Raw genomic sequence first — 12,840 nt, forward strand, 5'->3', positions numbered from 1 at the left:
ACTGTTTATCGAGGTGCGCGGCCGGATTCCGGCGGTGCCCCGCGGACGCCTCACCGCGTCGAAATCTCGTCCTCGTTGCTGATGATCCGCGTCTCGGCCTCGCCGCTCGTGTGCTCGTTCACCACGTCGTAGAACTCGTTTTGCATCCCGGCAGGGAACGTGATGACGCCGATCCAGGAGCCGTCGGCCTGCCACTCTTCGCGCTCCAGGTCGCCGAACTGACGGATCTGGGCCTGTGCGCTGCCGGCGTAGTCGGCCGGACACTGGACGGCGACGGTCATCTCGTCGAACCGGATCGGGATGACGGGCCGGAGCATCTCCAGTGCCTCGTCGACCTGGGCCTCGACTGGTTCCATCGGGTCGACCCTGAAGCCCGCCTCTTCGAGGGCCGACTCGATGCGGTCTGGCGGGTGGGGCGCGTCGTCCATCTGGGGATTGACCGCGTTGCGCGCGATGTGCTGGACCAGCTGTTTCTCCTTTTGTTCTTGCATCTCGCGGCGCTGTTCGGCCGTAATCTGGATTTCACCACGCTCGATCACTTCGGGAATGACCTCCAGGGGTTCCGTCGTCCCGAACACCTCTTCGAGGGAGTCCTCCGGAGGGCGGTCGCCGCGGGAGGCGTCCTCGAAGACGTCCTCGGCGGCGATGACGTCCTCCAGTTCGCCGTCAAATTCGCCGCGTTTGATCGACAGCGCGGCGTCCGGGTCGACCAGTACCTCGAACCGCTGCCCGTGAGACTCCAGACGGGCAGTCACGGCCTCGTCGAGTGAAATCATACCTGAGCCTTGGCGGGGGAAATTAAAAAGGTATGTCCCCATCCGGGCGCCGGCTGGGGGCCGAACAGTCCCTACTCGTCGCCTTCGGTGTCGTCCTCGGCGGCTCCGTCGCCTTCGGTGTCGTCCTCACCCTCGCCGAGGATGTCGAGGCCGTCCAGATACCCCGATACGTCGTCGTCGGTCAGCCGGCGGTAGCCGTCCGAATCGACCACTGCGAGGCCAACGCTCTCCGGCGTGAGGGAGTCGTCGTTCACGGACGCGAGCGCTTCGAGGGCCAACTCGACTGCACCGTCGAGGTCGACGTCCTCCGAGTAGTGTTCCTCGAGGTACTCACGCACGTCGCTTCGGTCGGCACCCACGGCGAGGGCCTTCCACTCGTAGGGCGTCCCCGAGGGGTCGGTCTCGAACAGGCGCGGCTCGCCGTCGTCCATCCCGGCGACGATGAGCGCGACGCCGAACGGACGCGCGCCGCCGATCTGGGTGTACTGCTGGATGTGGTCCGTGACCTCCTTGGTGAGCGTCTCGACGCCGAGGGGTTCGCCGTAGCGGAGCCGGTTGACCTGTGTCCGGCGGCGGGCGAAGTCGATCAACTGGCGGGCGTCGGCCACGTGGCCGGCGCTTGCGATCCCGACGTGGTCGTCGACCTTGTGGATCTTCTCGACGCTCGACCGCTCCATGAGGGGCGACCGGACGCGTTTCTCGACCGCGAGGACGACGCCGTCGGTCCCGCGGATGCCGATGCTGGCGGTCCCGCGCTTGACCGCCTCGCGGGCGTACTCGACCTGGTAGAGGCGGCCGTCGGGCGAGAAGATCGTGATACCACGGTCGTATGCCTGCTGTTGTGATTGTCCCTGCATAGCTAGATGTCGAGGGTGGTCGCCCCCGCGAACCCGTCGGGCGTAGCCACGTCGTACCGTGGCGACCGCACGACTGCGGTCCGCTGGTCGTCCTCGAAGGCGACGGTTCTCTCTGCCACGGCTTCCGGGCCGTCTCGTATATATTTTTCCTCACAGGCACGGACCGTCCCGCTCGCGCCCCGCACGCGGACGCCGACTGGAGCACCGTCGACCGCGTCGAGACAGGCGAGCGCCGCCCGTGCCCGCTCCACTTCACCGCGGCGCACCTGGACGACTGCCTGGCCCGCGCCCGAGGCCAACTCGAACCGCAGGACGCGCAGGTCCATCGCGGCACTCGCCGCCTCCCCGAGGAGGTTCTGGGCCGCGTACCAGAGGTGCCGCTGGAACGCCCCGCGGTCGAACTCCGCGTCCGGCCACGTCTCGATCCCGACCGCGAGGTAGCGCCACCGCGGCTGGAGGTGTTTCGGAAGGTGTTTCACGACTCGTCAGTGCTCCCGTCGACCGCTGGCGTGCCTCGCTCGGCCACGAGCACGCCCACCTGCTCGTGGACCAGTTCGACCGCCGTCAGTGCGAAGCCGGCGTCGGTCAGGGCGTCCGCGAGCACGCCGACCGTCGCCGGGTCGTCGACTTCGGGGGTGTAGAACGGTTCGTCGGGGTCCGGTTCGCCGAAGAACAGCACGTCGCCGAGGACGAACCTGCGGGGTTCCAACGCTGCGATAGTGTCGATGGCCTCGCGTTTCTCGTCGTCACTGAGGTGGTGCATGGCGAAGTTCGAGGTGACGATGTCCACGCCACTGCCGTCAACGTTCGGCGCCCGGAAGCGTCCCTCGCCGAACTCGACGTTTCCGAGACCGGCGTCGGCGGCCTTCTCGCGGGCCTGCTGGAGCATCCCCTCGCTGATGTCCCGGCCCACGACTCTGCCGGCGTCGGGTGCCAGCGCCAGCGCGATGGCCCCGGTGCCGGTCCCGAGGTCGAGGACGGTGTCCGTGGGGCCGGGCGCGGCGTGTTGCACGACGAGGTCGGCACAGGCCCGGTACTCCGGGGTTGCGTCGTCGTCGTAGTCGGCGGCCTTCTCGTCGAAGCGGGCCGCGTGTTCGTCGATGCTCTGTTTCATACCAGCCACGTGGGTCCCGAAACCAAAGAATCCCCCGATGGCGGGCAGTGTGCGGGCACGATACGGCCCACAAAGCCAATTAGGTGGAACTCATGGAGGTGCGTATGCACCGCCAGGCACAGGGGGCGTTGATCGGGGTCGCTGGGCTCGTCCTTGCCGGCGTGCAGGTGGCTCACGCGCTCTCGGGGACCGAGACGACCGTCGGGTTGGCCTTCAACGCCGTCCCGTTCGTGCTGATGGCACTCGCGATAACGTACGTCGGCTACTGGGTGATCACCGCCGACGACCTCGGGGCGCACACGACCCGCATCTCGGCGTGGGCAGCGGGCGGCGCAGTCGGCTTCGCGGCCGTGAGCGCGCTCACGGTCTTCTCGGCCAACGTCGCCGTGAGCGACTTCCCGGTGTTCGCGTCGGCACAGCACGTCGCGACCGACACCATCACGGCCGGGACGCTCGCCGGACTGCTCGTCGGCATCTACGACGCCCGCAGTCAGGCCAGGCAGGCCGAACTCGAACGCCAGCGCGACCGCATCGAGGCCTACGCGAATCGGGCCGCGGACGTGAACAACTACGGTCGCGCGCTGAACCAGTCCGAGTCCATCGAGGAGGTCAGCGCCCTCTGTGTCGAGGCAATCGCGACGCTCGTCGGCTTCCACGACGCCGCCTTCGTCGAGCGCCGCGACGAGTTCGCGACCATCCTCGACAACAGCATCGTCGGCGTCGAGGAGAGCATCGTCGCCGAACTCGCCGGCCGCGGCGCCGACGGCGACCAGGCGACCGTCACGACGCACGCCGACGACCTCCCCGCGGACCTCCCGGCGGACGTGGAGTCAGTCGTCACGATCCTCGTCACCGAGACCCGCGGCGCGACGATCACGATCGTCGCGTTCAACCGCGGCGAGGAGGTCGAAGACGAGACCATCACCCTGCTGGAGATGCTCGTCTCCCACGCCGCGACGGCGCTCGACAACCTCTACCGCACCGGCGTCGACGACGGTCCCGACGGGACCAGCATCGAGATCGAGACCGTCGACGAGTAGCTACTGGTCGTCGCCGTTCCCGGTCTCGGCACTGCCGCGTCGCACGCCGGGTTCGACGAACGCGTCCGCGGTGCGCTCCCTGTTGCGGGCCGCGAGTCGGCCCCACTCGGCCAGTCCGCGCTCGATGTCCTCGGGGTCGAAGCCGATAGCATCGCCCACGGCCCGGAGTTCGCGGGGGGCACGCAACTGGAGGTGTGACCGCGGGTCGGCGGTGACGACGTACGGCGTGTCGTAGTGGTCGACGATCTCCCGGAGCTTCCGGATGTCGCCGATTGCGCGGACGCGACGACCGCCCTGTGCCCGGAGCACCCGCCGGAGGGAGAACTCGACCCGGACGCCGTTGCGCGCGGCCTCCTTCGCGAGGACGTGATTGAAGTCCCCGTCGCCGACCATGGGGTGGGCGAGGACGTCGACGGCCGACTGTTCGACGGCGAAGCGATTCAGGCGCTCCGTCCCGCCGTGGACGCAGACGACGGTCCGCTCGTCGCGGTAGTTGCCGACGTACCCGCTCGCGCGGGAGGGGTCGTCGGCCCGGACTTCGACCCCGTCGACCACGTCGATATCGTACTCGCTCCGGACGGCGTCGAGGTCGGCGTCGTGGTCCGCGTCGCCGTGATTGCGGACGACGATCCCCTCGAAGCCGAACTCGGCGGCGGTCAGGGCCTGGCGCGCCACGGTGCTGTCACCGTCCGGTCGGCCGTGTACCGCCTCGTACATACCGCCTGCAACCGGACCCCGGTGCTTGGGCGTTTCGGAACGACGGGCCGGAGCGGGCTCCGTTTCGCCTACCTCCGAGAGCCCGACCCGGACCAGGTGCGCGGCGAACTTGCAGAGGAGCAGGTCGCCGTCGCTTCCCGACGGCCCCGCGTACCCGCTCACTCACCGTCGTCTTCGCCGTCGGCGACGAAGGTATCGAGCGCCTCGCGGGCGTTCGCGACGGCTTTCTCCCTCGTCGCGGGATAGGCCTCGACTTTCGCGCGGAGCGTGATACCGTCACCGCGGCGGACCTCGCCGCGGAAGGCGGCCTGCTTGTCGAGCGTCACGTAGAAGGCGGTGTTGTCGTCGATGCGGTCGTCGAGTTCGTCCCGGAGACCGGCCACGTCGTCGATTCGACCGAGTCGGTCGAGGACGTGACGCATCTCGTCGGCGCGCTCGACGCGCGCCGAGCAGACGACGATGCGGTCGCCGTGGTGACCCTCCGAGGTCGCCCGCTCGATCTCGACGTCTTCGGGGAGAAACGTCTCTAACGCCGCGACGACCCGTTTTTCGTCCTCGGTCGCGTAACAGAACGCACGGAGATCGAGGTAGTGAAACGGGACCGAGGCCACGGCCTTACTCCTCGGCGGCTTCGAGCGAGTCCTCGGGGACGCCCGCTTCCTGACCGTCCTCGAAACTGACGGTGTAGTTCTCGTCGCCGAACATCGTCTCCGAAATCGCCGTGATGGTTCCTTCCTCGCCGTCGAAGTCGCTGTGTTCGTCGTGCAGAATGACCGTATCGTCTTCCTCGAAGCTCATACGCTTCCGTACCCCGCGGCCCAGTAAAAAGGGACTGATTCCGACTCGTCGTCCGCCGACATCACTCCGGCCGCAACCGCCCGAGAGCGTCAGGGCCCGACGGTATGGTCGCCGGTCACCTCGACCACGTTATCGAACAGCGAGGACAGTCGCGCTACCGTGCGCTCGTCGTGGGCTGCCGGGTCGAGGTGGAAGTGACCGGCGGCACCGACGGCCGCGAGTCGGTCCGTGAGCGAGTGGAGGAACCGATAGGCGCGGTCGGTCTCGGCGTACTGGAGCAGGACGGACACCGAGTCGAAACAGACGCCCACGTCGTAGCCGTCGCCGTGCCACGCCGCGAGGCAGTCCTCCAGGGCCATCCCGAGGCCGGTTAGATCGGCCGGGTCCGGGACCGTCTCGACGAAATAGTCGGTGTGTGTCGGTGCCGGGCCACGCTCCTCGACCAGCCCACCCGTACCGACGGTGAGTACCGCCGTCTCCGCGGGGTGGTGCGGGAGATGCGCCTCGACGGTCTCGTACCGCTCGGCCGGCGATTCCACGTAGAGGACGTGCAGCGCGTTCGTGATGTCGAGCGAGTGCCGACCGAGGAGATTCGTACACGCCCGGCGCTCGGCCGACCCGATGGATGGGGCCAGGAGAAGGAGGTTTCCGTCCGCCGGTAGTGACTCCCGCTCGGTCGCGACGGAGCGCTCGCTACGCCCGACCATCGCTCGTTCCCCCGAGCGCCAGCCCTGTCCCGTCGCTCGCACCACCCCCGCGTTCGGGGTCGTGTCCACGCTCGAACCACCGTCCATCCCGTCCGTTCCTGTGCCACCGTCGGCCGTTCCCGCGTCGTCCCCACGGTCCCATTGCTGTCGCCATGTTTGTCAGTTAGTCACAAAACACCCCGTCAGACGGCCGTCTGCCGCTCGTACGCGACGGTTCGACGAGATCGCGGCGAGTGCGGGCGAAGGCCGTGTCGAAGACTTATTGCAGGTACGCTCGTTACGTTTGGATATGTACGACACACGCCGCTTCCGCCTCTGCCCCCCGGGTCGGCCCTGTATCCGTTCGGTTGCACCGCGCGGACGATGACGGCGGTCGACAACCTCTGGTACCTGGCCGACGAGGCCGACCAGCGAGCCGCGCAATCGTACCACCGGCTACAGGAGGAGTACGACGCGACGCTCGAAGTCGACCGGACCCGGCACGTCTCCCGGGAGCGATTCCGAACCGTCTCGGACCGCATCCGCGAGAACGGCCTCCCGTACGGCGTCCACACGCTCGTCCGCCGTGACTCGGGTGAAATCCTCCTCGTCCGCCACGAGGGAGTCGACATGTGGGTCATTCCCGGCGGCGAACTGGAGCCCGGCGAGGGGCTGCTCGACGGTGCACGCCGGGAACTCGCGGAGGAGGCCGGTATCGACGCGACCTACGACGGCATGGGCATCCTCGCACAGGTCGACTTCTTCAGCGACGGCCACGACACCTGGGGCGTCCTCCCCGTCTTCGAGGCCCGCCCGGACACCGTCGACCCCGAGGTCGACGACCCGGACGACGAGATCTCCGAGGCGAGATGGTTCGACGACCTCCCGACGGACACCCGCGACCGCGACGTGTTGCAGGCGTGGCGCGAGCGGACGGGCATCTAGCGACGGTCGCTCCGCGGGAACCGCGTTTCGACCCCACGAAGAACCCACACTGTTTTGACACCGACAGCGGAAGGAGGGCACGGACCGCGTTTTGCGCGGAGACAGACACATGGAACGGAGAACGCTCGCCCTCGTTGGGGGTGTGATCGTCGTGATCGCGGCCGTCGCCGCCGGCGCCGTCGCGCTCGGTCTCGCTCCGAGCACCGGGGCGCCGGACTCGACCGGGAGTCCGCCCTCGGTCGACAGTTCGAGCAAGGAGACCGAAAACGGGAACGCTACCTACGCGTTCGATATCACGAACCTCAGCGAGTGCGGTCAGACCTGTCGGGACATGACCTGGGAACTGACGAACGGCGTGGACGAGCGCGCGTCGAACGTGACCCTCGCGTTCGAGGTGTACGCCGGCGGCAACAGCACGGTCTGGGAGGGGACCGAATCCGTCGGCGAACTCGACGCGAACGCGACCGCCGAGCGGACGACCCGGATCGAGGTCGGTATCCAGGACGGACTCCAGATTCGGGGGAACGACGGCGACGTCACGGTCATCACCACCGTCTACGCGGACGGTGAACGACAGACCCAGTTCAGCGACGAGGACAACGTCGGCTAGTCACCCGCCGAACTCTTTGCCGTCGCGGGCGTCGGCGTCGAGCCGCCGTAGCGTCGCCCGCGCGTTACTCGCGTCGTACCCGAACAGCACCGACTCGCCGTACTCGGCGGCGACCTCCGCCGCGTGCACGAGGTTGTCGATATCGACGTTGACCGCGTAAAGTTCGATGCTGAAGGGAGTGTCGAGCGCGTCCTCGAACCCGGAGGCGATGATCTCCAGCCAGTAGGTCGTCTCGTAGGCCATGTCGTACAGCGGGACCACGAACTCGTCGACGTACTCGGCGAGGGCGTCGAGGTCCAGTCCCGCACGTTCGTAGACGTGGCCGGGGTAGGGGTCGGGGTAGAGCGTGAGATACAGTTTGCCGGGGACGCGCTCGCGCGCCTCGCGGACGAACTCGGTGATGACGTCGGCGCGCCAGGCGTACCAGTCCTCGAAGTCGCTCTCGGCGAAGGCAGTCTCACAGCGCTCGCAGTGGCAGTACTCGGGACGCGGGAAGCCCACGTCGTCGAGCCGGAGGTCCTCGGTAACCTCGACGGCGTCGTCGACGATTTCGAGGAGGCCCTCGCGGTACTCCTCCGCGTTGGGGCAGACGTAGGCCCAGTCGAAGTAGTCGCGGTCGCGGGTCGCCAGTTCGCCGTCCTCGCTCACCGGGACGAGGTCCTCGTTCGCGTCGGCGGCGGCGTTGTCGCCGAAACACGAGACCATGCTGATGCCCTCGGGGACGGGTTCGGCGGCCCGGCCGGTCACGTCCTTGACCTCGTAGAAGGCGATATCGAACTCGGACCAGACCAGTTCCTCCTCGTTGCGCGTGACGACGCCGTACATGGAACTGCATACGTGGGCAGCGGGAAAAGGCGTTGGGAAACGCGGTTTTGCGGGCGGTACGCCAGTCGGTGCCGTCCCGTTACTTCTTGACCGCGAGGCGGTAGACGAGAACGACCGCGACCAGGGCGACGGCGAGTTTGAGCTTCTTCGACATTACAATCGAACGAACGCACGGTCGGGCTATAATCTTTCCGGGGCGTCAGACGCCCGCATAAGAGCGGGCACCCCAACCGCTCACTCGACCTGGATGTGGTCGGCGATGTCGTCGCGGATGATCGTCTCGCAGTAGGCACACCGAACGCCGTCGTCGAGCACCTCGAAGTGGGTATCGATGGGTTCGTTTTCGGTGGTCACGCAGTTGCGGTTCGGGCAGTCGAGTACGCCGAACACCCGCTCGGGGCGCTCGACGCGGGACTTGTCGATCACGTCGAAATCGCGGACGATGTTGATCGTCGCCGCGGGCGCGATGAGCGAGAGCACGTCCACCTCGTCCTGACTCAGCTCCCGACCCTCGACCTTGACGATGTCTTTCCGCCCGAGACGGTCGCTGGGAACGTTCATGCCGACGCTGACTGTTTCGCCGTTGTTGCCGTCGATGTCAAGAATCGCCAGGACGTTCAGCGCCTGCCCGCCGGTGATGTGGTCGATGACGGTACCGCTTTTGATCTTGCTGACGCGGAGTTCTTCGTCGCCGTTCATGTCGAGTCCTCCAGGATCAGATCGAGCAGAGCCATCCGCACCGGCACGCCGTTGTGGGCCTGCTGGAAGTAGTGTGCGTGGTCGGTCTCGTCGACGTCGGGCGCGATCTCGTCGACGCGGGGGAGCGGGTGCATTACCACGAGGTCGTCTTTGGCCGCCGCCAGCGTGTCGGCGTCGATCTGGTACTGGCCCGCGACCTCGCGGTACTCGTTCTCGTCGGGGAAGCGCTCGCGCTGGATACGCGTCACGTAGAGCACGTCGAGGGTGTCCAATACCTCGTTCAGGTCCGTGTGTTCCCGCATCGACGCGCCCGCCTCGTGGAGGTCGTAGCGGACGCCCCGCGGGAGTTTGAGGCTCTCCGGGCTGACGAAATGCTGCTGTGCGTCGAAGTTCGTCAGCGCGTGCGCCATCGAGTGGACCGTCCGCCCGTACTTCAGGTCGCCCATGATGCCAACCGTGAGGTCGTCGAAGCCCGCCGACTCGCGGATGGTGTAGAGGTCGAGCAGGGTCTGTGTCGGGTGTTGACCCGCCCCGTCACCGGCGTTGATGAGGGGGACGTCGACGAACTCGCTAGCCATCTTCGCCGAGCCCTCCAGGGGGTGGCGCATCACGAGCGCGTCGGCGTATCCCTCGACGACCCGGACGGTGTCGGCGAGGCTCTCCCCTTTCTTGACGCTGGACTGGTCGACCGGCCCCATGTCGACGATATCGCCGCCCAGCCGCTTCATCGCCGCAGTGAAACTCATCTTCGTGCGCGTGCTCGGTTCGAAAAAGAGCGTGCCGAGCAGTTTCCCGCTGTGGCGGTCCGCGACCGCACCGGGATCCTCGTCGATCTCGGCAGCGCGGTCCAGTACGGACGCGATATCAGCCCGGGAGAGCTGTTTCGCGCTGATGATGTGGTCGTGCCGCATTGTCGGGAACCGCGACCCGAACCCCCTTGAATGTCCCGACCCGGATGGCGCGAGTGCAACGAGTGCCATCGTTTGTGCGAACGGGGAGCGGAGCGACCCGTGAGCCGGTTGCTCCGTGCGCAGCGAGGTGCAACGGCTGGCGAGCGGTGAACGGAGCGACCCGTGAGCCGGATGGCGCGAGTGCAACGAGCGCCATCGGATGCGCGAGCGGCGGGCCAACCTTTTTGATGGAACCCGGGACCAGAGCCGCCATGCTCGCCATCGCCGGAGGCAAAGGAGGGTGCGGGAAGACCACGACAGCAATCGGACTCGCGCACGCGATGGCACGGAACGGCGACACGCCGCTCGTGGCGGACGCCGACATCGAAATGCCGGACGTCCACGTCGTCGCGGACGTCCCCACCGAGCCCGGTTTGCGCGCCATCGCGCGCGGGCAGTCGCTCGAAACCGCGACCCACCGGACGCGACTGGACGGCGTCAGTGCCGCGCCCGCGGCGGGAATCGACGAGACCGACCTCCCGAGTGCGCTGACCAGGCTCCGGGGGTGGCCCGGACACGCGATCGTCGACTGTCCGGCCGGGGCCGCGCGCGACGCGGCAGTACCGCTGCGAGTCGCAGACAGAACGCTCCTCGTCACGACGCAAACCAGACAGTGTGTGCTGGATACGGTCAAAACGGCCGCGATGGCGCGGTCGCTCGGCGCGCCGCCGATCGGAGTCGTCTTCGTGTGCGCTCGCGGCGCGCCCGAGTCGCCGGGAGCCCCGTTCGCCGCGCGCTCGGCGTTCGAGTGTCCCCTTCTGGGCCGGGTTCCCCCGGGTCCTGCTCGGCCGTTGACCGCCGGAATCGTTCGCTCAGCGTACGACCGGGTCGCAAAAAAGATCAACAAACGGAATATTTAATCCGCTCGGTCTGCTTGCTTCTCATTGGCATGGAGAATCGGCTCCGGACCGGGATCGACGTCCTCGACAGGAAGCTCAACGGGGGTATCCCGGCCGGGAGTACAGTCGCGCTGTGTGCTGACCCGGCGAGCCAGGCGGAGTTGTTTCTGTACGAACTGACAGCGACGCGTGGCACCCTCTACCTCTCGCTCGACCGCTCCGAGGAGGCGGTCACCGACAGCATCACCAACTCCCCCACCGAGACCGGCGATCCCACGGTCCGACACGTTCCGGGCGAGGCACCGCTTGACAACGCCGGCAAGTTGGTCTCCGCCCTCCCCGAAACCTCCAATCTCATCATCGATCCGGTGAACGTCCTGGAGACACAGGAGCCGCCGTCGCGGTTCCGGAACTTCATGAACGAGATGCAGAACCACATCTTCAACACCGGGTCACTGGCCGTGCTGCACTGTCTCACCGGTCACCAGATTCCGCGTCTGCGCGACGCCACCGAGCACTTCGCCGACGTGGTGTTCCAGCTGGACACTACCGTCGCCGGTGACGACGTCGAGAACAGGCTCGCGATCCCGAAGTTCCGCGGCGGGCGCGCGCCCAGCGACGTCATCAAGCTCGACCTCGTCGAAGAGGTGTCCATCGACACCAGCCGCGACATCGCGTAACTACTAAATTTCTACTTCGGCGGGTTTCCTCGGCGCTCTTCGAGCGCCTGCGGGAACCACGTCTGCTCACGGGCGCGAAGCGCCCGTTCGCACGGTATGCGGGACCTCCGGTCCCGCACTACTCGCAAAAATTTAGTACAAAAACTGCCGGACGCTCGGCGAAGCCTCGCGTCCGGTGAACCGCGCTCGCTCCCTGCGGTCGCTCGCTCGGATGCTGGTGCTCGTCAAAAGACCGCGACCGCAGAAGCCGCGAAAACAGCGCGACTACGTTACTCGTTCGCTTCTTCGGCGGCGCCTTCGATCTCCTCGACGATCTCGTCGGCGTCGACGTCGGCGTCTTCGAGGGCCTCCTCGATGTCTTCCTCGCCGCCGCCCATGCCGCCCATCATGCCGCCCATGCCGCCCATCATGCCGCCCATACCGCCACCGTCGATGGTCTCCTGGATGATGACGCGGTCGATGTCGAGCAGGTCCATGACCTGCTGGGCGATCTGCTGTTTCTGGAACATCCACTGCTGGTTCATCGTCAGTTGCGGCGTCGCCTCTATGTACAGCGTCTCCTTGTCCTCCTCGACCGTTTCGGTCTCGGGTTCGGGCTCCTCGCCCTCTTCGAGTTCGTCCTCGTCGGGCTGGATCAGCTGTTCCTCCTCGACGGTGTCGGTCTGGACCCACATCTCCAGGTCCATGTCGAGGTACATCTGGAACAGGCCCTGTGCGCGCTCGAGCTGGTCGTCGACGGTGCCGGCGATCTCGTACTCGTACTCGACGTCCTCGCCGGCCAGCGGGTGATTGAAGTCCACGCGAGCGCGGCCGCCGACGATGGTCTCGACGCGGCCTTGGTCGCCGTCGATCTGCACCTGTGCGCCAGGGTAGCGGTCGTCCTCGTCGATCTTGTTGGCGCTGACGGTCCGGACCTGGTCCTCGTCGAACTCGCCGAACGCCTCTTCGGCGGCGATCTGGACGGTTCCGGTGTCACCGACTTCCTTGCCGACGATATCGTCCTCGACGGCGTCGAAGATGAAGCCCTCGCCGAGCACGATGGTCCGGGGTTCGAACTCGCGCTCCTCGTCGTCGATGCCCTCCTCTTCGGCGACCTCCTGGTGGGTCGTGTCGACGAGCATGCCGTCCTCGACGGTCTTTGCGGTGTAGTCGAGCTCGATGAAGTCGCCGGTCTGGAGTCCGGTCTCCTCTTCGGTCTCCGTTTCGGCGTCGACGTCCTGTTCGGTGTCCGCTCCCTCGTCGCTCTCCGCGACGTCATCGGCCGGTTCGCTGGCCTCGTCGGCCTCGGCTTCGTCACTCATACC

General features: G+C 67.1%; 17 protein-coding genes. 5 read left to right on the forward strand and 12 right to left on the reverse strand.

Features of this window, described 5'->3' with window-relative positions; translation table 11 throughout:
• Positions 1–50: 50 nt before the first annotated feature.
• The 4 genes from MUG96_RS11075 to MUG96_RS11090 all read right to left on the reverse strand — a co-directional run bounded on the left by MUG96_RS11075 (position 51) and on the right by MUG96_RS11090 (position 2,747).
• Positions 51–776: a ribosome assembly factor SBDS gene (locus tag MUG96_RS11075; RefSeq protein ID WP_246982678.1), complete on the reverse strand. Its 726-nt coding sequence runs from the start codon at positions 774–776 to the stop codon at positions 51–53.
• Between the two features lie 71 nt (positions 777–847).
• Positions 848–1,633: an archaeal proteasome endopeptidase complex subunit alpha gene (gene psmA / locus MUG96_RS11080; RefSeq protein ID WP_246982679.1), complete on the reverse strand. Its 786-nt coding sequence runs from the start codon at positions 1,631–1,633 to the stop codon at positions 848–850.
• Positions 1,634–1,635: 2 nt separating this feature from the next.
• The gene (locus MUG96_RS11085; RefSeq protein WP_246982680.1) at positions 1,636–2,112 is read right to left on the reverse strand and encodes an Rpp14/Pop5 family protein; all 477 of its coding nucleotides are present in this window, start codon (positions 2,110–2,112) and stop codon (positions 1,636–1,638) included.
• Positions 2,109–2,747, reverse strand: coding sequence for a class I SAM-dependent methyltransferase (locus MUG96_RS11090; protein WP_246982684.1), 639 nt, complete (start codon positions 2,745–2,747; stop codon positions 2,109–2,111). Before MUG96_RS11090 ends, MUG96_RS11085 begins: the two co-directional genes overlap by 4 nt.
• Positions 2,748–2,851: 104 nt before the next feature.
• Here MUG96_RS11090 and MUG96_RS11095 point away from each other — a divergent pair, with 104 nt between their 5' ends.
• Positions 2,852–3,787 carry a hypothetical protein gene (locus tag MUG96_RS11095; RefSeq protein ID WP_246982686.1) on the forward strand — a complete coding sequence of 312 codons (936 nt, stop codon included), beginning with the start codon at positions 2,852–2,854 and terminating at the stop codon, positions 3,785–3,787.
• On the opposite strand, the gene MUG96_RS11100 is transcribed toward MUG96_RS11095, so the two are convergent.
• From MUG96_RS11100 to MUG96_RS11115, 4 genes are all read right to left on the reverse strand, one after another.
• A complete protein-coding gene (locus MUG96_RS11100) occupies positions 3,788–4,504 on the reverse strand; it encodes an RNase P subunit p30 family protein (RefSeq protein ID WP_246982689.1) in 717 nt (238 codons plus the stop codon). It abuts the gene before it with no gap.
• 158 nt (positions 4,505–4,662) lie between these two features.
• On the reverse strand, positions 4,663–5,115 hold the full coding sequence (locus MUG96_RS11105; RefSeq protein ID WP_246982691.1) for an RNA-binding protein: 453 nt from the start codon (positions 5,113–5,115) through the stop codon (positions 4,663–4,665).
• Positions 5,116–5,119: 4 nt separating this feature from the next.
• The gene (locus MUG96_RS11110; RefSeq protein ID WP_246982693.1) at positions 5,120–5,302 is read right to left on the reverse strand and encodes a DUF1918 domain-containing protein; all 183 of its coding nucleotides are present in this window, start codon (positions 5,300–5,302) and stop codon (positions 5,120–5,122) included.
• 89 nt (positions 5,303–5,391) lie between these two features.
• Complete coding sequence (locus MUG96_RS11115; RefSeq protein WP_246982695.1) at positions 5,392–6,078, reverse strand: DUF7504 family protein; 687 nt, start codon at positions 6,076–6,078, stop codon at positions 5,392–5,394.
• Positions 6,079–6,372: 294 nt separating this feature from the next.
• Between MUG96_RS11115 and MUG96_RS11120 the strand changes: the two genes are divergently transcribed.
• Positions 6,373–6,933: an NUDIX hydrolase gene (locus tag MUG96_RS11120; protein ID WP_246982697.1), complete on the forward strand. Its 561-nt coding sequence runs from the start codon at positions 6,373–6,375 to the stop codon at positions 6,931–6,933.
• 109 nt (positions 6,934–7,042) lie between these two features.
• Positions 7,043–7,543 (forward strand): hypothetical protein, encoded by a 501-nt coding sequence (locus MUG96_RS11125; RefSeq protein WP_246982699.1) that lies wholly within the window; start codon positions 7,043–7,045, stop codon positions 7,541–7,543.
• On the opposite strand, the gene MUG96_RS11130 is transcribed toward MUG96_RS11125, so the two are convergent.
• The 3 genes from MUG96_RS11130 to pyrB all read right to left on the reverse strand — a co-directional run bounded on the left by MUG96_RS11130 (position 7,544) and on the right by pyrB (position 9,978).
• Positions 7,544–8,368, reverse strand: a complete 825-nt coding sequence (locus MUG96_RS11130; protein WP_246982701.1) for a glycoside hydrolase family 18 protein — start codon at positions 8,366–8,368, stop codon at positions 7,544–7,546.
• A gap of 234 nt (positions 8,369–8,602) precedes the next feature.
• Entirely contained in the window at positions 8,603–9,067 is a 465-nt protein-coding gene (gene pyrI, locus MUG96_RS11135) for an aspartate carbamoyltransferase regulatory subunit (protein ID WP_246982703.1), read from the reverse strand.
• Positions 9,064–9,978 (reverse strand): aspartate carbamoyltransferase, encoded by a 915-nt coding sequence (gene pyrB, locus MUG96_RS11140; RefSeq protein WP_246982705.1) that lies wholly within the window; start codon positions 9,976–9,978, stop codon positions 9,064–9,066. Before pyrB ends, pyrI begins: the two co-directional genes overlap by 4 nt.
• Positions 9,979–10,229: 251 nt before the next feature.
• Here pyrB and MUG96_RS11145 point away from each other — a divergent pair, with 251 nt between their 5' ends.
• Together MUG96_RS11145 and MUG96_RS11150 are read left to right on the forward strand one after the other, a co-directional pair.
• Entirely contained in the window at positions 10,230–10,877 is a 648-nt protein-coding gene (locus MUG96_RS11145; protein ID WP_246982709.1) for a MinD/ParA family ATP-binding protein, read from the forward strand.
• A 29-nt stretch (positions 10,878–10,906) separates the two neighbouring features.
• Positions 10,907–11,536: an RAD55 family ATPase gene (locus tag MUG96_RS11150; RefSeq protein WP_246982710.1), complete on the forward strand. Its 630-nt coding sequence runs from the start codon at positions 10,907–10,909 to the stop codon at positions 11,534–11,536.
• A 269-nt stretch (positions 11,537–11,805) separates the two neighbouring features.
• Here the strand turns inward: MUG96_RS11150 and MUG96_RS11155 are convergent, their stop codons facing one another.
• Positions 11,806–12,837, reverse strand: coding sequence for an FKBP-type peptidyl-prolyl cis-trans isomerase (locus tag MUG96_RS11155; protein WP_246982711.1), 1,032 nt, complete (start codon positions 12,835–12,837; stop codon positions 11,806–11,808).
• Between the last annotated feature and the right edge of the window lie 3 nt (positions 12,838–12,840).

The sequence above is a fragment of the Halorientalis marina genome, from assembly GCF_023028345.1.
GTDB classification, from domain to species: Archaea; Halobacteriota; Halobacteria; order Halobacteriales; family Haloarculaceae; genus Halorientalis; species Halorientalis marina.

Coding starts and splice junctions, on each gene's coding strand:
- MUG96_RS11075 (WP_246982678.1), bottom strand. CDS start 776: ATGATTTCACTCGACGAGGCCGTGACTGCCCGTCTGGAGTCTCACGGG.
- psmA (WP_246982679.1), bottom strand. CDS start 1,633: ATGCAGGGACAATCACAACAGCAGGCATACGACCGTGGTATCACGATC.
- MUG96_RS11090 (WP_246982684.1), bottom strand. CDS start 2,747: ATGAAACAGAGCATCGACGAACACGCGGCCCGCTTCGACGAGAAGGCC.
- MUG96_RS11095 (WP_246982686.1), top strand. CDS start 2,852: ATGCACCGCCAGGCACAGGGGGCGTTGATCGGGGTCGCTGGGCTCGTC.
- MUG96_RS11100 (WP_246982689.1), bottom strand. CDS start 4,504: ATGTACGAGGCGGTACACGGCCGACCGGACGGTGACAGCACCGTGGCG.
- MUG96_RS11110 (WP_246982693.1), bottom strand. CDS start 5,302: ATGAGCTTCGAGGAAGACGATACGGTCATTCTGCACGACGAACACAGC.
- MUG96_RS11120 (WP_246982697.1), top strand. CDS start 6,373: ATGACGGCGGTCGACAACCTCTGGTACCTGGCCGACGAGGCCGACCAG.
- MUG96_RS11125 (WP_246982699.1), top strand. CDS start 7,043: ATGGAACGGAGAACGCTCGCCCTCGTTGGGGGTGTGATCGTCGTGATC.
- MUG96_RS11130 (WP_246982701.1), bottom strand. CDS start 8,368: ATGTACGGCGTCGTCACGCGCAACGAGGAGGAACTGGTCTGGTCCGAG.
- pyrI (WP_246982703.1), bottom strand. CDS start 9,067: ATGAACGGCGACGAAGAACTCCGCGTCAGCAAGATCAAAAGCGGTACC.
- pyrB (WP_246982705.1), bottom strand. CDS start 9,978: ATGCGGCACGACCACATCATCAGCGCGAAACAGCTCTCCCGGGCTGAT.
- MUG96_RS11145 (WP_246982709.1), top strand. CDS start 10,230: ATGCTCGCCATCGCCGGAGGCAAAGGAGGGTGCGGGAAGACCACGACA.
- MUG96_RS11150 (WP_246982710.1), top strand. CDS start 10,907: ATGGAGAATCGGCTCCGGACCGGGATCGACGTCCTCGACAGGAAGCTC.
- MUG96_RS11155 (WP_246982711.1), bottom strand. CDS start 12,837: ATGAGTGACGAAGCCGAGGCCGACGAGGCCAGCGAACCGGCCGATGAC.